Origin of the sequence: Lacinutrix mariniflava (genome assembly GCF_001418015.1) — a bacterium.
Taxonomy (GTDB): Bacteria; Bacteroidota; Bacteroidia; order Flavobacteriales; family Flavobacteriaceae; genus Lacinutrix; species Lacinutrix mariniflava.
In genome coordinates, this window is sequence record NZ_LIQG01000027.1 from 140,907 (window position 1) to 162,500 (window position 21,594).

Genomic DNA, 21,594 nt, shown 5'->3' on the forward strand with positions numbered 1-21,594 from the left:
AATGGCTTAACAGCAACCGCTTCCAGGTTCGCAAGAGTTTCCAGATTGAAGTTCAGAAAATTTCAATTTTGGTTTCTCAGCAGGAATCCCACATTTGTCTTGTGCTAAACAATCTGTTTGTTTATTAGTTAATAAGAAATTTTTTCCGTCAAAATCAAGTCCAAATTTCCCAATAGTTTCTGCTTGGTATTCAACTTCGATGTCTAAATCTCCAATTTTTAATGCTTTTTCAGAAAGCTCAATAATGTGTAATAGTTTTTCTGGGTGTAATCTGTGGTCATAGTCGTTGGCATCCCATAATTGAAAGTTTACAACCTCTTCAGTTCTTTCAGTCCCTCCGCAATCAATAAAATGCTTTGTGATTTTTCCAACTTCTGTAACGTGAAAGTGATTGGCAACTAAGGTTCCGTTTGGTAATTGAAAACCTATTGTTTCTAATTCTTTTAATGCTAATTTAACTTGTGATAGTTTCATAATTCTATTTGTTTATTGCGATAATACGATTGATGTTTTCAAATGTTTTAACAACATTCTTCTTTTTTAGTAAGGTCTTGATTAAGAAAATCTGACATAACAGTTTTCATTGCTGTCCAGTTTTTCTTGTCTATGCAGTAGCAAACACTTGTGCCTTCAACATTACCTTTTATTAAGCCTAAATGTTTTAGTTCTTTTAAATGTTGAGAGATTGTTGGCTGAGCCAATCCTATTTCATTAACCAAATCGCCACAAACACAAGAGTCTATTTTAAACAAATGTTGTAATATTGAAACTCTTGCAGGATGCCCAAAAACCTTTGCAAATAAGGCAATCTCATTTTGTTGATCTGTAAACATTTCAGTTTTAGCTAATCCCATAATTTAATCTATTTGTTCATTGCAATATTGCGATTAATTTTTGAATGTTTAATTTTTTTATTTACTTTTTTTTAGAACTGCTGGACTTTGTTATCTAGCAATTAGTATATGCATCTAGTATTAAATATACATAGTCTCAAAAATTATTTAACTTTACAGAAATACAATTAACTTAATAAATACCATGAAAAAAGCAATATACCTATTAGCATTTGCCTCTATCTTTTCCTGTAAAGAAGACGTAAAGCAAATTGAAACAGTAGAACCAGAGTCAAATAAAACCATAATGCAGAGTAATCTAGATAAATATGTTAGTGTGAAACTAACTGCAGATTTAAGTGTTCTTTCTGAGAATGAAAAAGAAATGCTGCCAATATTAATTAGCGCTGCCAATAAAATGAATGACTTGTTTTGGTATGAGTCTTATGGAGATTGCGATGCATTATTAAATGGCATTACAGATGAAGATACCAAGAAATATGTGAAAATAAATTATGGTCCTTGGGATAGATTAGATAATAACAAACCTTTTGTAGATGGTGTAGGAGAGAAGCCAAAAGGAGCGAATTATTACCCTAAAGATATGACTAAAGAAGAGTTTGAAAATTCTTCTATGGAAAATAAATCGAGTATTTACAACTTTGTAAGACGTGATGGAAATGGCGATTTATTTACAATACCTTATCACAAGCAATTTGAAACAGAAGTAAAAGAAGTCTCTCAATTGTTATTGAAAGCTGCCGAGTTAGCAGAGGATAAAGGTTTAAAAAACTATTTAGAATTAAGAGCTGCTGCACTATTGGATGATAACTACCAAAAAAGTGATTTTGCATGGATGGATATGAAAAACAATACGTTAGATATTGTTATAGGTCCTATTGAAACTTACGAAGATCAACTTTTTGGAAACAAAGCATCGCACGAAGGTTATGTGTTAATTAAAGATCAAGAATGGAGCGCGAAACTAGCAAAGTTTAGCAGCTTTTTACCAGAACTTCAAGAAGGATTACCAGTAGAGCCTAAATACAAAACAGAAAAGCCGGGAACAGATAGCGATTTAAACGCTTACGATGTAGTGTTTTATGCTGGAGATTGTAATTCAGGAAGTAAAACTATTGCTATTAACTTGCCTAACGATGAGGAAGTGCAGCTTAAAAAAGGAACAAGACGCTTGCAACTTAAAAACGCAATGCGAGCGAAGTTTGACAAGATACTAATGCCAATTTCTGATGTTTTAATTGAAGAAAGCCAACGTAAGCATGTTACTTTCGATGCCTTTTTTGCAAACACTATGTTTCATGAAGTAGCGCATGGTTTAGGAATTAAGAATACAATTAATGGAAATGGAACCGTTAGGACGTCGCTTAAAGAACACGCAAGTGCTTTAGAAGAAGGGAAAGCAGATATTCTAGGTCTATATATGGTACAGCAGCTTCATAAAAAAGGAGAGTTAAAAGAAGATTTAAAAGATAACATGGTTACGTTTATGGCTGGTATTTTTAGATCTGTGCGTTTTGGTGCATCAAGTGCACACGGTAAGGCAAACATGATTCGTTTTAACTTTTTTCAACAAATGGGCGCTTTTACTAGAAATGAAGATGGCACCTATAAGGTGAATTTTCAGAAAATGGAAAGTGCTATGGAAATGCTTTCTAAGGTTATATTAACCTATCAAGGAGATGGGGATTACGAAGGTGTTTCAAAATTTGTTGGAAACTATGGTAGTATACCAGAACAATTACAAAAAGATTTAGATCGTTTAAGTCAAGCTAGCATTCCTGTAGATGTTGTTTTCGAGCAAGGTGTAGACGCTCTTGGTTTGTAAGTTGTCATTTTATTTTAATTAAATAAAAAAGCTTCAGATATTTTTCTGAAGCTTTTTTGCTTTTAATACTTGTTTTTTAGTGTTTCAGCGAAAAAAAAGTAGATAGTTTATTCTTTAATAGAATAAATAAGCTAAAGTGCTAGCTTTACATAAGAATATATTAATTATGACTTATATTATTATCACATCTGTAATATTACTGTTTATTGTATTTAGGGTTTTTAAAACACTAAATAAGATTAAAGCATTAAGAAGAAGAGGTATTAATATTACAAATAAAAATAGTTATTATAGATTTTTGTCAAGTATATTCCTTCAAAACTTACCTTCTTAAACGACATATTACAGCAATAGTATTTTATTATAAAAAAAAAATAAAGCATAAAAAAAGCGTACATCTAAAAAATGTACGCTTTTTTATTTATGATGTAATCATGTATTAAACCATTTCAACAAATAAGCCATCATCGGTTTTGCTAACTTTAGCAACGCCAAGTTTAGTTAATCCTTTTATTGTTTTATCCCATTTCTTGTTACTTAAACCAGATTGAGACTTCAGTTCGTTTAATTCTAAAGGAGAATTCTTTTTTAAGATTTCGAAAACCGCTTTTTCATCATCACTCATAGCGACTCCTTTTTTCTCAGGACGCATTTGTGGGAAGAATAAAACTTCTTGTATAGATTGGTTATTGGTTAAGAACATAATTAATCTATCCATACCAATTCCCATTCCAGATGTTGGAGGCATACCATATTCTAAAGCACGTAAAAAGTCTTCGTCTATAAACTCTGTAGCTTCATCATCTCCTTTTTGAGCCAATTTTAATTGGTGCTCAAAACGTTCGCGTTGGTCTATTGGGTCGTTAAGCTCAGAATACGCATTCGCGATTTCTTTACCACAAACCATAAGCTCAAAACGCTCTGTTAATTCTGGGTTATCTCTATGCTCTTTACATAAAGGACTCATTTCCTTTGGATAGTCTGTAATAAAGGTTGGTTGTATGTAATTACCTTCACATTTTTCACCAAAAATTTCATCAATTAATTTTCCTTTACCCATTGTAGCATCCACATCAATTCCCATGCCTCTTGCAGCATCAAAAATTTCAGCTTCCGTTTTTCCGTAGATATCAAAACCAGTAAATTCTTTAATAGAATCTGCCATTGTAATACGTTTGTAAGGCGCTTTAAAGTTTACTTTGTGCTCTCCAAAAGTAGCTTCGCTAGTTCCATTTACTGCAATAGCACAATGTTCTAGGAGTTTCTCACAGAAATCCATCATCCAATTATAGTCTTTATAAGAGACATAAATTTCCATTGCTGTAAACTCTGGGTTATGGGTTCTATCCATTCCTTCATTTCTAAAGTTTTTAGAAAACTCGTAAACACCATCAAAACCACCAACTATTAAACGTTTTAGGTATAACTCGTTAGCAATACGCATGTATAATGGTATGTCTAAACTGTTGTGATGCGTCATAAAAGGACGTGCAGCAGCTCCACCAGGAATAGGTTGTAATATTGGTGTTTCTACTTCAAAATATCCAGCGTCGTTAAAGAAATTACGCATCGCGTTAAATAACTTTGTACGCTTTACAAATACTTCTTTTACATGAGGGTTTACAGCTAAATCTGCATAACGTTGTCTGTAACGCATCTCTGGATCTGTAAAAGCATCGTAAGTTTTACCATCTTTTTGTTTAGGTATAGGCAGTGGCTTTAAAGCTTTACTTAGCATTTTAAAGTTTTTTACCATCACTGTTTTTTCTCCAACTTGAGTAGTAAATAACTCGCCTTCTATACCAATAATATCACCTAAATCTAATAATTTTTTAAATACAGTGTTGTACAATTCTTTGTCTTCACCAGTACAAATTTCATCTCTATTAAAGTAAACTTGTATACGTCCTTCAGAATCCTGCAACTGAGCAAAAGAAGCTTTTCCTTGTATATTAATTGCCATCAATCTTCCAGCAATAACCACCTGTTTACCTTCCTTAAAGTCCTGTTTTATCTGTTTAGATGTTTCAGAAACTGGAAATAAATCGGCTGGATATGGGTTTATTCCCAAATCGCGAAGCTTTGCTAGCTTTTCTCTTCGTACGAGCTCTTGCTCTGATAATTGTGACATAATATAATTTTGTTTAAGCTTGCAAAGATAATGCTTTGTAACAAATCGCAATAATTTGCGTCCTATAATTAAATCATCAATCATCACTGGACAGTGTTCAGTTTAAAATCAAATCAAATTATGAGTATATGGAGAGTTATCCTATCAATCATTTGTCCACCTTTAGCAGTCTTAGATAAAGGATGTGGCTCTATAGTAATCACTTTTTTATTATGGCTTTGCGGCTGGGTTCCGGGCGTTATTGCGGCTTTAGTAATATTAAATAACCCTAAGAAATAAAATAAAGTATGTCCTTAATATATACACACAATTTTAATTACTATTAATTCATAAAAATAGTTGGTTGAAAAGTGCCGAAGTATCATTGTAAAAAGAACGTTTAAACTTGAATATGTAATAGCTTACTCTTATGTAAAAAGCTATTTTATTCTTATTTTATTGTAATTTTGTAGTCTATGAATAAAAAAATTGCACTTCAAGATTTAGGTTCTAAAGATTTTAAGGACACTTGGGATTACCAAGAAGAATTATTTAAAGGTGTTTTAGATACTAAAATTAAAAACAGAAGAGAAGATGCTGGTTTAGAAACCAACAACTATTTTTTGTTTGTAGAACACCCACATGTTTATACTTTAGGTAAAAGTGGAGATGTGTCTAATTTATTGTTAGATGAAAAGCAACTTACCGAAAAAGGCGCCACTTTCTATAAAATAAATAGAGGAGGAGATATTACGTATCATGGTCCGGGACAAATTGTTGGTTATCCTATTTTAGATTTAGACAACTTTTTTACAGACATCCATAAATACCTTCGTTTTTTAGAAGAAATGATAATTCTTACACTAGAAGAATATGGGCTTAAAGCTGAGCGTTCTCCTGGTGAAACAGGCGTTTGGTTAGATGTAGGAACTCCATTTGCGAGAAAAATATGTGCATTAGGTGTTCGTGCAAGTCGTTGGGTAACAATGCATGGTTTTGCATTGAATGTAAATGCAGATTTAGGCTATTTCGATAATATTATTCCTTGTGGTATTCGAGGTAAAGCAGTGACGTCGCTTAATGTGGAATTAGGCAAGAGAGAAGTGGATGAAGCTGAGGTTAAAGCTAAATTGTTGAAGCACTTTGCTACTCTATTTGAAGCTGAGTTTGTAAGGTGAATTTAGAAATTAATCTAACGTTTATGTATAAGAATAGTTGCGGGTTTGTATGCGAGGATTTTCCGAAGGATAATCAGACGTAACAAAACAAGCAACGTCCTTTGATTTAGCACAACACCAGCAATTTTTTATATACGGTGTTGCCCACAGTTTTTTATTTTATCCGCTTTATATATTCATTCAATTTCGGTTGTATATACCAAACTCCAATGATAAAATACCAAATTCCAAAAAACAACCCAATTCCATTTGATTGTTTTAATTTTTCGGCTTTTTCAAATTTTATTATAGTTATTGATGTCAAAATCATTAGTAAAAACATACAAATCATTGCTCCGAAATGGAAAGGCATAATTGCATTCATATCAGCAATTCCAGATATCAGCAAAGTTAATCCAACTGGAATATAAATAATCGGATATGCTACAAGTCCAGTCAGAATTATTTTATTCAGTTTTCCGCTTTCAGGGATTTTCTTATTCAATTCAATTCCGATTGAGTAAATCCAAATCAAAAACGGAATTCCTAACCAAAATAACCAGAACAATTCTTTCGGGTTTTTACTTAAATATTTTCTTGTCATTTTTGTGTTCAGGGTTTTTCTCAAATCGTTGCCAATGTCACTCGAATATGATTCCGTTTCAATGAATTATATTCAACGTTAGATTAATTTCGAAGTTCGACTATTTTTTTTAGAAAGTCAAGTCTTATGTTTTTTTTGAAAAACAGTTTTTAGTAGCACATTTTACTCAACAATTTCGTAGTCAATATCTAGTTTTTGTAAAGCCCTTAAGGTAAAACCAGAATTTTTTTGATTACTCCAATCTCTAGAACAGCTTCTTATAGTAATATATCCATAAGTTCGATTGCTAACTATACATGGTTTTGCATTAAATGTAAATGCTAATCTAGGGTGTTTTGATAATATTATTTCTTGTGGTATTCGTGGAAAAGCAGTTGATAAAGCTGAAGGTGAAAGCTAAATTATTGAAGCACTTTGCAGTGCTTTTTGAAACAGAATGTATAGGTGAAATTTATAGTTTCGAAATTAATCTAACGGTTAGCTATGGTTAGTACGGGAATAGAAAGTCAGAGACTTTCTGTTTAGCACTTAGCCGAAGCATTTTGTTTGTTTTTAATTTTTCTATCCAAAGACAAATCAAAATGATTTGGCGGACTTAGTAAAAACACACTAACTTTTGGATTAAACACGAAAACCCGTATTAATTATAGGTGTTGTTGTAGGTAGGCTTTATTCCGCTATTATTTTTTATCATTCGATGATTCAGTCAATCGTCAAATTGATTCCTCTAATTTTAGTTTAGCAAGTAATTTGATTATAATCAGAGTAACTGCTTTATCACAAGTCAATTTAAATAATGTTTTTTTTCAGTCGAAATTATCTTTCATTGATTCAACCCAATTTCCAATTCTCAAAACAATTAACCCTTTTTAATTCTCCTTTTCAATTATTTTTTATATCCTCTGTACTATTTTTTATTGAACTATATAATAATTCAATAATTACAGTAAAACCAATGGCTATAAGAACTGGTGTTAATGACATCAATATTTGAGTGTAAATTTCACCCTCCTTTTTCTTCAAACCTTGAATGAAGAAAGTATAAACACAAATTAATGAAGCTATATAGTATGTTATTAAAGATAGCTTAATATTTGTTTTTTCTATATGTGAATATATCTTGATTGAAGATATTACTTGAAATATTCCTAAAGGAATAGCTAGTATTGCAGCAATCAGCCAAAAAGACTCATTTTGTTCATCTTGAAGAACAAGTTGAAGAGCACCTAACAAAACAAGTGAAATAAAAGGAAACAAAATGAATCTATTAATATAAGTTATTTTTTTTATTGTTTTCATATTTAATTTTTAAAACTATTCCGTCTACTTATATCCTTAGCTTACCTACAATGTCACTCGAATATGATTCCGTTTCAATGCATTATATTTAACGTTAGATTAATTTCAAAGTTCGACTATTTTTTTTAGAAAGTCAAGTCTTATGTTTTTTTTGAAAAACAGTTTTTAGTAGCACATTTTACTCAACAATTTCGTAGTCAATATCTAGTTTTCGTAAAACTCTTAAGGTAAAACCAGAATTTTTTTGATTACTCCAATCTCTAGAATAGCTTCTTCTAGTAATATATCCATAAGTTCGATTGCTAACTATACATGGTTTTGCATTAAATGTAAATGCTAATCTTGGGTGCTTTGATAATATTATTACTTGTGATATTCGTGGAAAATCTGTGATTGTGCTTAATGTGGAATTATGAAAAAAAGCAGTTGATAAAGCTGAAGGTGAAAGCTAAATTATTGAAGCACTTTGCAGTGCTTTTTGGTACAGAATGTATAGGTGAAATTTATAGTTTCGAAATTAATCTAACGTTAATGTATAAGGATAGTTGCGGGTTTGTATGCGAGGATTTTCCGAAGGAAAATCAGACGTTACAAACACGCAACGACCTTTGATAAAGCACTAAACCGCAATTATTTTTATACGGTGTTGTAGGTAGTTTTTATTTCAATTCAATATTCAGTTTATATTCGATTTGTCCATCAATAAGCAATTCGATTTCGAACTCATTTTCTATTTTCGTATAGGCAAAATTTGTTTGTCCGTATTCACAAATTCTTTTGACAATCTTTCCAATTATTATAAGTAATGCTTTTTGAGTTGTCTTTTCGTATTTGTAGAAGTTTGGGAATATGGCTTTGGCATTCCATTCTGTAGATTCAGTTTTTCCAACTTCAGGTTTGTATTTAATATTCTCAGTTTTTCTCGAATCAGATTCAAATATCACAGAAGCTTTAAAGTCATTCGATTCAGTTCGTGAATCAATCCTTATCTTTTCTATTCGTTCAGGTACTTTTAGAAACAAAATTCCGCCACCAAATGTATTCATAACAAGAAACCTTCCTTTTTCAGAGAATTGATTAAAATCTTCTTTTAAGAGTTTTCTTTTATCAGATTCAAGATTAGAAGAAATGAGTTCAAATTCTCTATCCAAGTCATAACTAAAGTTAGGTCCAGTTGTGAATTCAATATTTTCTATTTTATCTAATAGTTTGTTCATTTCTTAAATTACCTACAATGTCACTCGAATATGATTCCGTTTCAATGAATTATATTCAACGTTAGATTAATTTCGAAGTTCGACTATTTTCTTTAGAAAGTCAAGTCTAATGTTTTTTTGAAAACAGTTTTAGTAGCACATTTTATTCAACAATTTCGTAGTCAATATCTAGTTTTCGTAAAGCCCTTAAGGCAGAACCAGAGTTTTTGTCACTTACTTCAATCTCTACCGGATCTCCTTCTAGTAATATATCCATAAGTTCGTTGGCTAAAGAATCACTTATGCTAGAAGAGACTTCTGCAATACAATTTGCTATTGCTCGCCTATCTGGTCTTTGAGCATCGCATGATAATAAATTTAATTTCATATTTATAATATATTACAGTTTAACTTACAAGTTCGACTATTTTATTGATATACTTAAGTGTTATAGTAATGTTGAAGTTTACATTTACGCTTCAGCATTAAAGAATACCTTGTAAAAATGCATTTTCTTTTCTTCGTCGTAACCACGTTCTAAATATTCGCTAGCAGCATCTGGTGCATCGATATCTAGTTTTATCTGTATGTTAGTATCGAGTTTTATATCTGTTTTAATTTTTTTCTTGTCCTTTTTTACAACGGCTTCGGCTAAATCAAATTGGTTACGGAGGACTACATTTAGTTCGCCTTCGTATTCCTTTTTAAAATCTTCAAACATTTGAATATGCTTTTCTTCTTCAAAAACCTCTTCTTTAAAACGCTCGATATTTATAACTTCATTTTCCTTAAAAAAGTCGATTGTTTTTGCTAAAAAAATATTTCGTTCTTGCTCGCCAAAACTGGTCTTTAAAATTTCGGTAGAAAACTCACTACACATGTCAAGATAGTTATGTGTGTGGTTATTACTATCGTCGGCATATTTTATGTTCAAGAATTTGTCTAACCAATATTGCGCATCGTAACTATTATTATCTACAGTTAAAATAATATTGCCTTCCATATCTGTTTGATTTAAAATCAAACAACCTTTATCTACTTTTTTAGAAGAGATTCCCTTTTGCACCAATACATCGTAACTTTTGTTTTCTAAATAAGTTTGAAAGAAATCGATCTTATTTTCAATTTTAAAAATACCAATAGCATTAGTAACCATGTCTTTATATTCAATACCTTCAAAAACGGCAACTAAAACATCTCCAGTTTTTATTTGTGCCGAGTCGCTTTGCTCGTATAAATGCTTTACAATATTTTTTGAAGCTTCAACAAAGGCATCATCATCTGTAAAAATGTTTTTTGCGTAGGCATTAATTTCGTTTAACTCCACATTGGCATGATGGTTAAAACGGTAACTTTGTACAACAGAGCCAAATGGTCTTAGTAAAAAGGGTAACATAAGTTCGTAGCTGTCTTCATCAAAATGGACTTCCTGATCTGAAAAAGCATTTTTTGTGTCGTTATGTTTATTACCTACTTTATGTATTATAAATTTTGAAATTGTTGCAAGTTTACGTGTAATCATCTTTAAAAAGGAAGTTTATTATTCTAATTACAATAGTAAACATTTCAGAAGAAAAAAGGAATAAAAAAAACCGAAGACTTATGCCTTCGGTTTAATTTTTAAATAAAATTGAAATTAGTATGCAATACCGTAATAATCGCAAACTGCATAATAATCGCTAATATCTATACCTGCTTGAGCAAGATCGTTATAAACTTGTTGTTTATTGTTAGCAGTTTTGCTAGAAGATGTAGATTCTATAATTACAACCTTGAGAGTTTCTAAATCTCCAGCACTAATACTATGAGCACTTCCGTCTCCACCATCTACATAGTCTAAAGCGTAAAAACCTACACCAATGGTTACAGATACACTAAAAGGTATAATGTCTTGAACGGCAGGCAATGGATGCCAATTATTACCTCTTTTAATATAGCCTAATACGACATCATTATCAATAACGTCTTGTGTTAGTTGTGTAACTACAATATCGTCAAATGTTCCTGAGGCTGCCGACATATCGAATGTTAATACTTCTACATTTGCATTACCATCTGCTCCATTAGTTCCTGCTGCTCCTTGTTCGCCTTGTGGTCCAGCTTCGCCATCTTCTGGAGAGCACGAGAAGCTAAAGGCAACTAATAATGCTAATACTAAATACTTTGTTTTTGTAATTGTTGATTCAATTGTTTTCATAATTTTAATTTTTAAAATGTGATTAATAGTTTATTTACTAATTAATGAGTTGCTATATTAAAAGGTTAACATAAAGACTAAAAAAAAAGCCGAAGCGTTAACTTCGACTCTCAAACAAACTATAAAAGACTAACTCCTAATTATAATAATGTTAGTTTGAAATGTATAGTACCTTTTGTAAATCCATAACTATTTACATTAGCTTTTTATAACCAGAAGTATCTATCGAAAAATTTTCAGCATTAAGAGAAATACAATGCATTGTTGTTGTTTTTGGTTTCCGTTTAGAAGTGTCTGTAATAGCCATTTCCATTGGTAAGCCATTAACCATAGACATCCAGGTTTGGTCCATTCCTTTTTTTTGTTTTGCTCTATAAAAGGTTTTAGCAAATGATACATCGGCATCTTCTGTAATCCAAACGGTGCCATGCATGTCTTTTCCTTTTACAGCAAATTCCTTGCATGAATAACCTAAAATTGTTTTTGTGTTTCCAGTTGCAGTAACAGAATATTCGGTTTCTACAATGGCTTCGTCTGTTAGTTCTGCTAAATTCATATTCATAGACATTAGTGTTTTATTACCTTTAGTGTCCATAAACATAAATATGACTTCCGCTTTTACATCCATAACAGTAATAGTTTTGTGTTTAACATCAGGGATTTCGAAACCTAGAAAGTTGTCATTCTTATTTAAGTAGTACATTATATTAACAGGTTTTTTGCCATTGTCTATTTGCATTACATATTTATGGCTAAATTTATATGTACTAGCAGGAGGGATACTAGATAACCCAAATATGTTTGCTCCTTTTTTATTTGTGTTTTTGTTAGAATTATTAAAAGTGGAGTCGAAAGCTTTATCGGTTTCACGTTCTGCTTTTTCTTCAACTTTCTTTTCTAGAGTTTTTTCTACCGCTTTTTCAGCTTTCTTGGCTAGCTTCTTCCAAATCTGCGCTTGGGTAGTTGTACTAAAGCAAATGGTGATAATAACTAATAGTGTCTTTAAGGTTTTCATTTTTAAAATATTTATGGTTTAATTAATGCTTTATTGCTATGCGTGAGGAGTCTTTTTATTTCAAAAACTCTAAATAGTCGATGGGTTTTATATTCTCATTATTATTTAAATTAGGTAATCAAATACAGGTTGGTATATTAGATCGCTGATTTGAAAAAATATCCTTTTTTACTATTTTATAGTCTGTCTTATTTTCTTGAGCTATTACAAGTATTGTAAAGCCAAAAACGAGAAGTGCTAATATTAGTTTTAGTAATTTCATGATTTGCTTTCTTTAGTTATTGTATGCTACTTAATAAGCTAAAAAAGAAAAGGTTAACAGAATTGATTTTTTATATGAAAAAACTTAATTTAGCTTTGAAGGTGTTAACCTATTAATCTGTACAACCATTAAATGATAAACCAACAGGAAAACAATATTCTGGAAGATTTAAAACATGGATCTCAGCAAACACTTAGAAAAGTGTATGAAGATAATAGAGAGAAGTTTATAAATTTTGCACGAAGGTATAATCTACCAGAAGACGATGTAATCGATGTTTATCAAGACGCTTATGTAATTTTCTATAACAATGTAATGTCTGGTAAGCTTGAAACAATGACAAGTAGTGTGTCTACCTATTTATTTAGTGTAGGAAAGTATTTAATTTTCGATAAGATGAAAAAGAATAACAAAAATGTGGGATCTAATTTTGATTTGGCTATTGTTAGAGATGAAGATGAAATTTTAGAAACTATAGAAATCGAAGAGCAAACATTAACACATGAACAAGAATTGTTACGAAAGCATTTTTCTAGCTTAGGAAAACAATGTCAAGAATTATTAAACCTATTCTATTATCGTGGCTTTACCATTAAAGATATTTTAGAGCAAGGAAATTATAATAACGAAAATGTGATTAAAAGTGCAAAATCACGATGTATGAAGACCCTTAAAGAACGCATTAATAGCAACAACTAATGACTAACGAAGACCTACTTTATCACTATTTTTCTAATAGTTTATCTGAAGACCAACTACTAGATTTTAATAAACGCTTAGACACTGATGCTGAGTTTAAAACCGAATTTGAATTTGAAAATAATTTAAAGAAAGCTATAAAACAAAACAACTCTATTACATTAAAGAATCAATTAAAAGCTTTTGAATCTGAAATATCTTCCAAAGAAACAGTTAGTGATACATCTAAGTTTAATTGGCGAATAGCAGCATCAATAGTGCTGTTTTTGGGTGCTGGTTGGTTTGGTTATAATGCGCTTTTGGGTGTAGATTATAATAGTCTCTATAATTCTAATTTTAATAATTACCCAAATACAGAGTTTGCAATTACAAGAAGTGACACTATAGATTCTTTCGAGCGTAAGGCTTTTGTTGCTTACGAAGCTCAAGATTATAATAATGCCATTTTAAATTTTAATGCTATTGCAGATATAGAACAAAAAGAATATCTAGATTTTTATGTTGCGCAATCCTATTTAAATAGTAACGCTCCCAACAAAGCAAAGGTTTTATTTGAAAAGACAGTTGCAAACAATAAAATATTTGTAGCAGAGTCTCATTGGTATTTGGCATTAATAGCTGTTAAACTAAAAGATAAAACGGAAGCAATAAAACAGCTTAGAATTTTAATAGAAGATTTCGATTTTAATAACACCAAGGCTGAAGCCTTATTAAAAGAGTTGCATTAATTTTCACGCTTAATATAGAATAATAATAGTAAAACAGGTATTGCTGTTAATACAATCCATAACCAATAGTTAGTTGTTTCTAATGGCGAAGTATTTCCGGAAATAACAAATCCGGACCAATAATAAGGATGCACTAATGCGTTTTCTTTATTGGTATTTAAAAATGATAATTGTGCTTTTTGCAAAGCGTAGTCTTTAGTTTGTCCTACAGATAAGTTTTTGTAAAAAGCATCCATAATGCTTAACGACGAAGCATCATTAATTTTCCATAATGTACTGGAAATACTTGCTGCTCCACTAAAGTAAAAACCGCGAGCAAGACTTAAAAAACCTTCACCACGCTTTAAGTTTCCAATACCGCTTTCGCATGCACTTAAGGTTACTAAATTGGTTTTTAGATTTAAATTATACAAGTCACTTACATATAATAAGTTATTGTTTGTTTTACTTGGTTGAAATGCCAAATAAGAATACTCTGGAGTATCGTCATTTATAATGGCATGCGTTGCAAAATGTAAGATGCCATACTTATTGCTTTCGGTATTAAAGTTTTTTAATGTAGCCTGGTTACTTGTTAATGCTGTTCCTGTAAAATAGTTTAAAACATTTTTTGCTTCAATTTCATTATTTGGCAAAGGCAATAGGGAAGAGTGGGTGTTATTAAAACTAGGAGCAAAGGCAAGCGCTTTAGTATTTATGCCTTCTTTTTCAGTAAGCTGTTTCCATAGTGTTACAGAGTTGGCATAGCTAACGGAATAGTCTTCTACTAAATATCGAGTTTTGTTTAAATCTATATTTAAGCCCGAAAACGGAATATAATTAAGTAGCCCATCTGCAACTATAATAATATTATTTTGTTTAATATTTATTAAGCCTGGAGCTATTAACTTTTTATATAGAGAATACGATTGGTGGTTTAAATCCTCAAGATTAGATTTCGGGTTGTTAAGCATTTGATAGATGGCAATAACCTCGTTACTAAAATTTTCTCCTATTTTAAGTTGGTGTATTGTTTTCGAGTTTTTGGTAACTGCAATTGTGTAAATAGCATTGTTTCCATAAAAATAGGATAGTAGAATATCTTTTGAGTCTAAGAGACTTTGTACATTAGTTACAGAGATTACTTGGGAGTTATATTTTAAATCAAAATAACTTTTATAACTAGTTTCAATAGTATTTATTAGTGACCTGTATTGGTTTTTTAATTCAAATAATTCGCCTTTTAGTTTGTTGTCCTTAGAAATGTTTATTTGTTTTTCTATATAGTTTATTTTGGATTTTAATAACTGCTCGTTTTCAGTAATGGTTTTTGGTATGTTAGCAAATGTGTTAGCTTTTGTACTTAAAAGCGATTCTAATAATAATACAGATTTACTTTTTTCGGTATAAAAGAACGCCTTGTCTATAAGCGAATCTTGTTTTGTTTTTTGATATAACGTGTAAATTGCTTCTAATCCAGACTCGAAAACAGGGAAAGCATCTTCCATTAAAAAGAGTTTGTCTGTGTTGTTTTTAAAACTTGGTTTTAAAATATCCAAAGTTTGGATGGCTTGATTTACTATTGTAATGCTCTCGGAGCTATTAGCCAATACATTTAAAATTTGAGCTTTGTTTTTTGAAATTTTTAAAAGTGAAGTTTGGCTTATAGTTGATGGGTTTTCGTTTCTAGAAAATTGTTGTAATGCTAAATTGTAATTTTTTAATGCTTTATCTGGGTTGTTAAATTTTGTGTGTAGCAAACCAATGTCATTGTATGCTTCGGCAATATCATTGTGTGGTTGGTTTTTCCATTTATGCTTTATAAGTTTTAAAGCAGTTTGTAATTCTATTTCTGCTTGTGGATAGTTGTTTTCAGCTTGTAAAATTTCAGCTTTTGCTTTGTGAAAAATATTCCATCTCGGATGATTTTCGACTAAATTACTTTTTATTATTTTTAGATAATAATTAGCGCTATCTAATTGTTTTGTGTTTAAATAATTTTCTAATAGATGGTTTGCTTCTGTTATAATACTACTAGAACTCCCATTGTTTTCTAGATTATGTTTAAGAGATTTTTTAAAGTATTGATTAGATAAAGTATATTTTTTTTGACTTTTTAAAACTTCGGCTAATAAGCTATAGTTTCTGTTTATTTTTTTAATGTCATCTGCTTTTTTAGTTTCTAGAAGAGAGATCGTTTTAGTGTAGTATTCTTTGGCTAAATCGTACTTGCCATCATTAAAATATGTTTTTGCTATAAAACTATGTGCCGTCACTAACATATCTATATAATAAAGATTCAATTCGTTTTCTTTTAAATCTTGGATAGAACTAATTATGGTCGAAAAAGCTTTTCTAGATTTATCATTGTCATTTAGTAAATAATAATAGATGCCTTTATCGAAGTTTATTGAGTTCTGTATGTATATAACGTTTTCCGATTCTTGTAAAATCTTATCATTCTTTACAAGAATCGAATCTAGTTTTTTAAAATTAGATTTCATTTTCTCTAAATCGTAAAAATGGGCTGCACTTTTATTCGCCGCATTAATACTGGTGATTAAGGATTCAAAATCATTATTTTTTATTGTGAGTTCGTTTATCTCATTAAAATAATAATAAGCAGAATCTTGTTGTGTGTATATATGCTTATATACTTTAGAGTATAAAGTGTAAATTTTTTGCTCATAAATGGAATCATTTACTTTTTGTCCGATAGCATTATTTAATGAAAAGAGAAAAAGTATGATAAGCAGATAAGTTTTCATAAAAAAAGTCTTCAAAATTAATTGAAGACTAATTTACAAATATTTAAATTATTAATAATTCTTGTCTACTACTGTAGATTTTGAAAATTAGCTAGAATAGAATAATTACCATGCTCCGTAGCAACAGTAATAGTAGCCTCTCCAGTAAAGCCGCTTTGAGATAATTCAAAAGCTTGGTATCTACCTAAGCCATTCGTATTTTGTATTGTATTTATTTGTGTAGTTGCATTTGTGTTTACCAAATTACTTTGGTCTTCAACTACAGTAATAGTTAGATTCATTTGGTCTGTTCCAGGTTGTAGAACAATTGTTTCTACAGAATTATATAAATTTAAGCACAAACAAGGAGAAGGCAAGGGAATTGGAGGTAGGATAGGATTTATAATAATAAATGCATCGTCAGGATTAATAATGGAGCTATACTCTTCTAGGTTATTTGCTATTTCCGCATTGGCTTCGACTATGCTTGCTTGCGCATCATTATAATTCGGATCACTATCAGGAACTTGTTGCCAAACTTCTATTTGCGCTTCTAATTCTGTGTTTGTTGTTTGCAAATAATACATACGTAAGTCACCTTCGTAAATATAATTGGTTTCAGTAAACTCTGTTTCTACAGGTTCATTGTTATTATTGTCATCTTCTTCACAGCTTACATTGATAAAAAAGATAAATGACACTAATACTAATACTACATAACGTTTTTTCATGGTTTTTAATATTTAAAGGTTGTTTTGTAGTTAGTTTATGGGATAGGAATTGCTAAAGTTAACATTTTTTATGAGAAAAGTAACTGAAATTGTTTTAATAGTTTGATTATGTGGCTTTTAGATCGGCAATTTTATGTGGTTAGAAAGCTGTCTCTAATTAATCTCGTACAATAAAATACTATTACTATCTCCTTTAGTAATAAACTCTAAGCTACTATCTCTGTCAATATTATCTAATTCTATTGATGAGTTTCCATACACAGGAAAATTTTCAATTGCTTTAGCTTGGCTATCAAATAGTAATACTTTTTGTGATTGTAAATCTGTTACCGAAACATATATTTTATCTTTAATATAAAAGATTTTAACAGGAGAATAATTACCTAAGTCTAACTCTAGTGTTTTACTCTTTATATTAATTATATTTTCGTTTTGAGATACTAAAGTCTTTGTTGTAGTTGCTAAATGATGGTTTTTACTTAAGTTAAAAGGTTTTGTGTTTAGTTTTCCTTTTGGATCTATGCTTATTATCTTACCATCTGCAGTTGTTGTTGTAAATGTATTATTATAATTAAATACTGCTTCGTCAGAAAACACCAAATTAGAAGCTGTCTTAACACGTGTTTGACCTCTTCTAGTTAATATATTAAGTTTCTTATCTGTCTTTATTATAATATAGTCTTTATTGGCGATTCTAATATGTTGTGGTTGATGATTAATAGTACTTTTAGCCGAAGAGAATTTAAAGCCTTTAACTGTTTTTCCTTTGGCGTCATATAATAATACATGTTTGTCTTGAGTTACAAAAAGGCGGTAATTTTTCCTTTTATCATAATCGAAAACCGAAAGAGGTTGCGTAATCTTATCTTCAAATTTTAAAGGATATCCAGTAACATCGTTTCCAGCTCTGTCTATTAAATACAAGCGGTTTGGTGTAGTAAATGCTAATTGCAGTCTTCCATTTTTGTAAACATCTATTTGTTCTATTTTTCCTAGAATAGGACCATGGAGTTGTTTTTTCCATAGAATGTTACCACTATTAGAAATTAAATATAACTTGTTATTTACATCTTGTACTATAATCTCTTTTTGTTTTGTTCTATGGTTGGTTACAAATTGTGGGCTATTTATTAAATCTGCGTCAAGTTTAATATTTAGTACTTCAACAACTGCATTAGCTTCAACTTTTACTTTATTCTTTTTAATTGCACCATGGAGGTGTGCATAATGGGTATCGTAAACAAATTGTAAGGCCGAAATTTTATAGTCGTTGAAATTACCTTCTAAATGAGTATCCAGATTTACATCTAGTAAATCCTTAAGCTTTTCATTATTTAAGATTTGTAAAATTGAAGATGCGTTACTCAGGTCTTTAGTTATGTTTTTATAATAATCACGGCTGTTTAAAGTTGTCTTATTAATATAATTAGCAATAATATTTTCTAGAGTTTCAGTGTTACTAGCGAAAATAAAGAATTGATCTATCACACAATAGTATTTAGCCTCACTGTAGTTTACTAAAGGATAGAAGGTGTTTTTAAACAATTCTGGCTTACTAAAATCGTAAATAGGAATTTGTCTAAAGTTCATAACTTCGTTATGTTCACTAATAAGATTGTCTTTAGTAGAAATAACATCAATCGAATTTAGAACAATCGCTTGGTCTTCTCCTGAATAAATGGTGCCAATTTCAATAATATTATCGAATAAAGTGATAGCTGCCGTACTGTCTTTTTTCTTATTAAAAGTGTTTAAATTAGATTTTAAAGTATCAAAATTATCGAAAGTGAAACTCAAAAAACCATCACAGTTATTTGGAGCAATTTTAGCTAATTCATTTTCTTGCGGAACTGTATTTTTAAAAATATTAATTAACTTGTTGGAAGAATCCGAAGCTTTGGTAATACCATTAAATAGTATTTCATCTTGAGAAATAATAGCATCAATCGAGGTGTAATCGCTAAAATCTTTAAAAAGGAGTGCTTTAGAACTAAAAAAGGATTGTATTATATTGTTAGGTGTCTCAACTAAAATTATTGAAATAGGGTTGTCGCTATTTATAGTACTAATAACTTTTTTGCGTGTTTCGTTTTGACTTTTTTTATTTAAAACGGTTTCTAACAGGCTTTTGTTAGATGTAGCAATGGCAATACTGTCTCTAAAAGTAGTGTAGAGAACTTCGTTATTAAATGTTATTTTTTGTGCAGATGTATTTGCAATCTGTAAAGTCTCAATTTTATGATTTGGTAATGAGTCTGCTGTAAATAAATTAGCAATTTGTTTTGTAGAAATTGTAAACTCAAGACTATCATTCTTTCCTTTTAAAAAAGAGATAACAACTGGGTTGTCGGTATTTAAATACTCTAAATGATTTAGCTTTTTAGAAATCGTTTTATAAATCGAAGATGTCGAAATGCCATTAATAAAATCATTATTATTAATATTGGTTTCTAAGCTTTCGGTATCGTTTATAGTAACAATAATTGAAGCCTCATCAGGAATATAATCATAAATAGTAGCTTGTCTATGACTATTGCTAGTGCAACTAGTTAATAATGTAAATAGAATTAATACTAAATAAATACGCTTCATTATATAATAGAGGGATTTTTTCACATTCAAAATTACAATTCTAATTTTAATTGTTCAGGTAAAAGTTTAAAGCTTTTTCTGTGGTATTTAGTTGCACCATATTTTCTAATAGCTTCTCTATGTTCTTTCGTCGGGTAACCTTTGTTTTGTTTCCAATTATACATAGGAAACTCTTCATGAATTTTACACATGTATGCATCTCGATATGTTTTAGCCAAAACCGAAGCAGCAGCTATACTTAGAAATTTACTATCTCCTTTTACTATAGTTTCAAAGGGAATGTTGTTTAAAGGTTTAAACCTATTACCATCAACAATTATAAATTCAGGTGCAGGCTCTAATTTCAATATGGACCGTTGCATGGCTAAAATAGAAGCATTGAGTATATTTATTTTATCAATTTCATCTTCAAAAACGTGTGTAAAAGCAAATGAAATTGCTTTATCTTCTATAATAGGCTTTAAAAAATCGCGTTTGGTTTCAGTAAGTTGTTTAGAGTCATTAAGAATTCGGTCTTTAAATCCTTTAGGTAGAATAACAGCAGCAGCAGTAACAGGTCCGGCAAGGCAGCCTCTGCCAGCTTCGTCTGTGCCACATTCTAGTTTAAATTTGGAATATTTTGATTTTAGCATTGATATAGTTTAAACGCGTTCATTTATACAATTCTTAACAAAAAATAGTATTATAAATTGTAATATTATCTTTCATTTTAGAGTTAGAGTCTATAATCGTACGCGTTTCTATGTTTATTAGTCAAACAGATTGAGATATTTCATATTTTTGACAAAACTTTAAATTCCAACCTTGCTTCTGCTTTGCAAGGCTAAAAATAGATATCATTTAATGAATAAAATAATTTTTACATTTTTTTTAATATTTTTTGTCAGTATTAGTTATACGCAAACCGAACCTAAAAGAGGACTAGGAAAAGAAAGAATTAATAAAAACGATAGTACCTCTAGAGGAAGTAGCGAAAGTGTAAGCGCAAAAAACCTTAAAAGAAAAGAGGCGAAAATTACAGACTACCTTATTATTTCTCATAAAAACGATACCACTTTCGTAGATACTACGCTCACCATACAAAAAGAGTACAAATACAACTACCTTAGAAAAGACGGGTTCAATTTAATGCCCTTTGCTAATATGGGGCAAACGTATAATACATTAAGTAAGGATTTCGAGAACATCTCACTTTTACCACAGTTCGGTGCCAGATCGAGGCATTTTAATTACATGGAAATAGAAGATATCAACTACTATCATGTACCAACGCCTTTAACAGAATTAATGTATAAATCTGCTTTTGAGCAAGGACAGCTTTTAGATGCGCTGTTCACAGTAAATACGTCAAAACAATTTAACTTCTCAATTGCATACAAAGGCATGCGTTCCTTAGGGAACTACCAAAATAATCTTACAAGTACAGGAAACTTTAGATTTACCACTAGCTATAAAACAAAGAACTTAAAGTATGTAGTAAACATGCATTTTGTGTCTCAAGATTTTTTAAATGAGGAAAATGGAGGGTTAACAGACGAGAGCGTTACTTTTTTCGAATCAGGAGAAGAGGATTTTAACGATAGAGGAGCGTTAGAAGTA

The 21,594-nt window shown here is 30.4% G+C and carries 20 protein-coding genes and 1 pseudogene (1 of these 21 cut by a window edge); 7 read left to right on the forward strand and 14 right to left on the reverse strand.

Annotation, left to right across the window (positions count from 1 at the left end; translation table 11 throughout):
• Positions 1 to 6: 6 nt before the first annotated feature.
• Both ASC44_RS13110 and ASC44_RS13115 read right to left on the reverse strand, forming a co-directional pair.
• Entirely contained in the window at positions 7 to 474 is a 468-nt protein-coding gene (locus ASC44_RS13110; protein ID WP_055448079.1) for a DUF6428 family protein, read from the reverse strand.
• Positions 475 to 521: 47 nt separating this feature from the next.
• On the reverse strand, positions 522 to 854 hold the full coding sequence (locus ASC44_RS13115) for an ArsR/SmtB family transcription factor (RefSeq protein ID WP_055448080.1): 333 nt from the start codon (positions 852 to 854) through the stop codon (positions 522 to 524).
• Positions 855 to 1,038: 184 nt separating this feature from the next.
• Here ASC44_RS13115 and ASC44_RS13120 point away from each other — a divergent pair, with 184 nt between their 5' ends.
• Positions 1,039 to 2,679 (forward strand): dipeptidyl-peptidase 3 family protein, encoded by a 1,641-nt coding sequence (locus tag ASC44_RS13120; RefSeq protein ID WP_055448081.1) that lies wholly within the window; start codon positions 1,039 to 1,041, stop codon positions 2,677 to 2,679.
• Between the two features lie 439 nt (positions 2,680 to 3,118).
• On the opposite strand, the gene lysS is transcribed toward ASC44_RS13120, so the two are convergent.
• Complete coding sequence (lysS, locus tag ASC44_RS13125; protein WP_055448082.1) at positions 3,119 to 4,810, reverse strand: lysine--tRNA ligase; 1,692 nt, start codon at positions 4,808 to 4,810, stop codon at positions 3,119 to 3,121.
• A gap of 120 nt (positions 4,811 to 4,930) precedes the next feature.
• Between lysS and ASC44_RS17730 the strand changes: the two genes are divergently transcribed.
• Both ASC44_RS17730 and lipB read left to right on the forward strand, forming a co-directional pair.
• Positions 4,931 to 5,089 (forward strand): YqaE/Pmp3 family membrane protein, encoded by a 159-nt coding sequence (locus ASC44_RS17730; protein ID WP_083476314.1) that lies wholly within the window; start codon positions 4,931 to 4,933, stop codon positions 5,087 to 5,089.
• Between the two features lie 176 nt (positions 5,090 to 5,265).
• Positions 5,266 to 5,967: a lipoyl(octanoyl) transferase LipB gene (lipB, locus tag ASC44_RS13130; RefSeq protein WP_055448083.1), complete on the forward strand. Its 702-nt coding sequence runs from the start codon at positions 5,266 to 5,268 to the stop codon at positions 5,965 to 5,967.
• Positions 5,968 to 6,121: 154 nt separating this feature from the next.
• Here lipB and ASC44_RS13135 read toward each other — a convergent pair whose 3' ends face one another.
• A complete protein-coding gene (locus ASC44_RS13135) occupies positions 6,122 to 6,550 on the reverse strand; it encodes a hypothetical protein (protein WP_055448084.1) in 429 nt (142 codons plus the stop codon).
• A 280-nt stretch (positions 6,551 to 6,830) separates the two neighbouring features.
• Between ASC44_RS13135 and ASC44_RS17735 the strand changes: the two are divergent.
• Positions 6,831 to 7,041: pseudogene (locus tag ASC44_RS17735) on the forward strand (hypothetical protein); the annotation flags it as partial.
• A 391-nt stretch (positions 7,042 to 7,432) separates the two neighbouring features.
• Here ASC44_RS17735 and ASC44_RS13140 read toward each other — a convergent pair.
• The 6 genes from ASC44_RS13140 to ASC44_RS13170 form a co-directional block, all read right to left on the reverse strand.
• A complete protein-coding gene (locus ASC44_RS13140; protein ID WP_055448085.1) occupies positions 7,433 to 7,849 on the reverse strand; it encodes a hypothetical protein in 417 nt (138 codons plus the stop codon).
• A gap of 659 nt (positions 7,850 to 8,508) precedes the next feature.
• Positions 8,509 to 9,066 (reverse strand): hypothetical protein, encoded by a 558-nt coding sequence (locus tag ASC44_RS13150; protein WP_055448087.1) that lies wholly within the window; start codon positions 9,064 to 9,066, stop codon positions 8,509 to 8,511.
• 142 nt (positions 9,067 to 9,208) lie between these two features.
• On the reverse strand, positions 9,209 to 9,433 hold the full coding sequence (locus tag ASC44_RS13155; protein WP_055448088.1) for a hypothetical protein: 225 nt from the start codon (positions 9,431 to 9,433) through the stop codon (positions 9,209 to 9,211).
• A gap of 84 nt (positions 9,434 to 9,517) precedes the next feature.
• The gene (locus ASC44_RS13160; protein WP_055448089.1) at positions 9,518 to 10,567 is read right to left on the reverse strand and encodes a nucleoid-associated protein; all 1,050 of its coding nucleotides are present in this window, start codon (positions 10,565 to 10,567) and stop codon (positions 9,518 to 9,520) included.
• Between the two features lie 114 nt (positions 10,568 to 10,681).
• Positions 10,682 to 11,242 carry a hypothetical protein gene (locus tag ASC44_RS13165; RefSeq protein WP_055448090.1) on the reverse strand — a complete coding sequence of 187 codons (561 nt, stop codon included), beginning with the start codon at positions 11,240 to 11,242 and terminating at the stop codon, positions 10,682 to 10,684.
• 193 nt (positions 11,243 to 11,435) lie between these two features.
• On the reverse strand, positions 11,436 to 12,257 hold the full coding sequence (locus ASC44_RS13170; protein ID WP_055448091.1) for a DUF4412 domain-containing protein: 822 nt from the start codon (positions 12,255 to 12,257) through the stop codon (positions 11,436 to 11,438).
• Between the two features lie 394 nt (positions 12,258 to 12,651).
• Between ASC44_RS13170 and ASC44_RS13175 the strand changes: the two genes are divergently transcribed.
• Both ASC44_RS13175 and ASC44_RS13180 read left to right on the forward strand, forming a co-directional pair.
• Entirely contained in the window at positions 12,652 to 13,218 is a 567-nt protein-coding gene (locus ASC44_RS13175) for an RNA polymerase sigma factor (RefSeq protein ID WP_055448092.1), read from the forward strand.
• Positions 13,218 to 13,946 carry a tetratricopeptide repeat protein gene (locus ASC44_RS13180; RefSeq protein ID WP_055448093.1) on the forward strand — a complete coding sequence of 243 codons (729 nt, stop codon included), beginning with the start codon at positions 13,218 to 13,220 and terminating at the stop codon, positions 13,944 to 13,946. Before ASC44_RS13175 ends, ASC44_RS13180 begins: the two co-directional genes overlap by 1 nt.
• Here ASC44_RS13180 and ASC44_RS13185 read toward each other — a convergent pair.
• From ASC44_RS13185 to ASC44_RS13200, 4 genes are all read right to left on the reverse strand, one after another.
• Positions 13,943 to 16,693 carry a CHAT domain-containing protein gene (locus ASC44_RS13185; RefSeq protein WP_055448094.1) on the reverse strand — a complete coding sequence of 917 codons (2,751 nt, stop codon included), beginning with the start codon at positions 16,691 to 16,693 and terminating at the stop codon, positions 13,943 to 13,945. The two genes, ASC44_RS13180 and ASC44_RS13185, sit on opposite strands and share 4 nt — an antisense overlap.
• Positions 16,694 to 16,761: 68 nt before the next feature.
• Complete coding sequence (locus ASC44_RS13190; protein WP_055448095.1) at positions 16,762 to 17,403, reverse strand: hypothetical protein; 642 nt, start codon at positions 17,401 to 17,403, stop codon at positions 16,762 to 16,764.
• A 153-nt stretch (positions 17,404 to 17,556) separates the two neighbouring features.
• Positions 17,557 to 19,995, reverse strand: a complete 2,439-nt coding sequence (locus tag ASC44_RS13195) for a hypothetical protein (RefSeq protein ID WP_055448096.1) — start codon at positions 19,993 to 19,995, stop codon at positions 17,557 to 17,559.
• 32 nt (positions 19,996 to 20,027) lie between these two features.
• The gene (locus ASC44_RS13200) at positions 20,028 to 20,627 is read right to left on the reverse strand and encodes a ribonuclease HII (protein ID WP_055448097.1); all 600 of its coding nucleotides are present in this window, start codon (positions 20,625 to 20,627) and stop codon (positions 20,028 to 20,030) included.
• Between the two features lie 211 nt (positions 20,628 to 20,838).
• On the opposite strand from ASC44_RS13200, the gene ASC44_RS13205 reads away from it, so the two are divergent.
• On the forward strand, positions 20,839 to 21,594 hold the beginning of the coding sequence (locus ASC44_RS13205) for a putative porin (protein WP_055448098.1). The gene runs 1,206 nt beyond the window's last position; only the first 756 of its 1,962 coding nucleotides appear in the window; the start codon lies at positions 20,839 to 20,841; its stop codon lies beyond the right edge, outside the window.

Bases quoted from the DNA above. Each gene is read 5' to 3' on its own strand.
- ASC44_RS13175 (WP_055448092.1), top strand. From the start codon at position 12,652: ATGATAAACCAACAGGAAAACAATATTCTGGAAGATTTAAAACATGGA.
- lipB (WP_055448083.1), top strand. From the start codon at position 5,266: ATGAATAAAAAAATTGCACTTCAAGATTTAGGTTCTAAAGATTTTAAG.
- ASC44_RS13200 (WP_055448097.1), bottom strand. From the start codon at position 20,627: ATGCTAAAATCAAAATATTCCAAATTTAAACTAGAATGTGGCACAGAC.
- ASC44_RS13115 (WP_055448080.1), bottom strand. From the start codon at position 854: ATGGGATTAGCTAAAACTGAAATGTTTACAGATCAACAAAATGAGATT.
- lysS (WP_055448082.1), bottom strand. From the start codon at position 4,810: ATGTCACAATTATCAGAGCAAGAGCTCGTACGAAGAGAAAAGCTAGCA.
- ASC44_RS13195 (WP_055448096.1), bottom strand. From the start codon at position 19,995: ATGAAGCGTATTTATTTAGTATTAATTCTATTTACATTATTAACTAGT.
- ASC44_RS17730 (WP_083476314.1), top strand. From the start codon at position 4,931: ATGAGTATATGGAGAGTTATCCTATCAATCATTTGTCCACCTTTAGCA.
- ASC44_RS13110 (WP_055448079.1), bottom strand. From the start codon at position 474: ATGAAACTATCACAAGTTAAATTAGCATTAAAAGAATTAGAAACAATA.
- ASC44_RS13135 (WP_055448084.1), bottom strand. From the start codon at position 6,550: ATGACAAGAAAATATTTAAGTAAAAACCCGAAAGAATTGTTCTGGTTA.
- ASC44_RS13185 (WP_055448094.1), bottom strand. From the start codon at position 16,693: ATGAAAACTTATCTGCTTATCATACTTTTTCTCTTTTCATTAAATAAT.
- ASC44_RS13150 (WP_055448087.1), bottom strand. From the start codon at position 9,066: ATGAACAAACTATTAGATAAAATAGAAAATATTGAATTCACAACTGGA.
- ASC44_RS13180 (WP_055448093.1), top strand. From the start codon at position 13,218: ATGACTAACGAAGACCTACTTTATCACTATTTTTCTAATAGTTTATCT.
- ASC44_RS13170 (WP_055448091.1), bottom strand. From the start codon at position 12,257: ATGAAAACCTTAAAGACACTATTAGTTATTATCACCATTTGCTTTAGT.
- ASC44_RS13190 (WP_055448095.1), bottom strand. From the start codon at position 17,403: ATGAAAAAACGTTATGTAGTATTAGTATTAGTGTCATTTATCTTTTTT.
- ASC44_RS13165 (WP_055448090.1), bottom strand. From the start codon at position 11,242: ATGAAAACAATTGAATCAACAATTACAAAAACAAAGTATTTAGTATTA.
- ASC44_RS13160 (WP_055448089.1), bottom strand. From the start codon at position 10,567: ATGATTACACGTAAACTTGCAACAATTTCAAAATTTATAATACATAAA.
- ASC44_RS13140 (WP_055448085.1), bottom strand. From the start codon at position 7,849: ATGAAAACAATAAAAAAAATAACTTATATTAATAGATTCATTTTGTTT.
- ASC44_RS13120 (WP_055448081.1), top strand. From the start codon at position 1,039: ATGAAAAAAGCAATATACCTATTAGCATTTGCCTCTATCTTTTCCTGT.
- ASC44_RS13155 (WP_055448088.1), bottom strand. From the start codon at position 9,433: ATGAAATTAAATTTATTATCATGCGATGCTCAAAGACCAGATAGGCGA.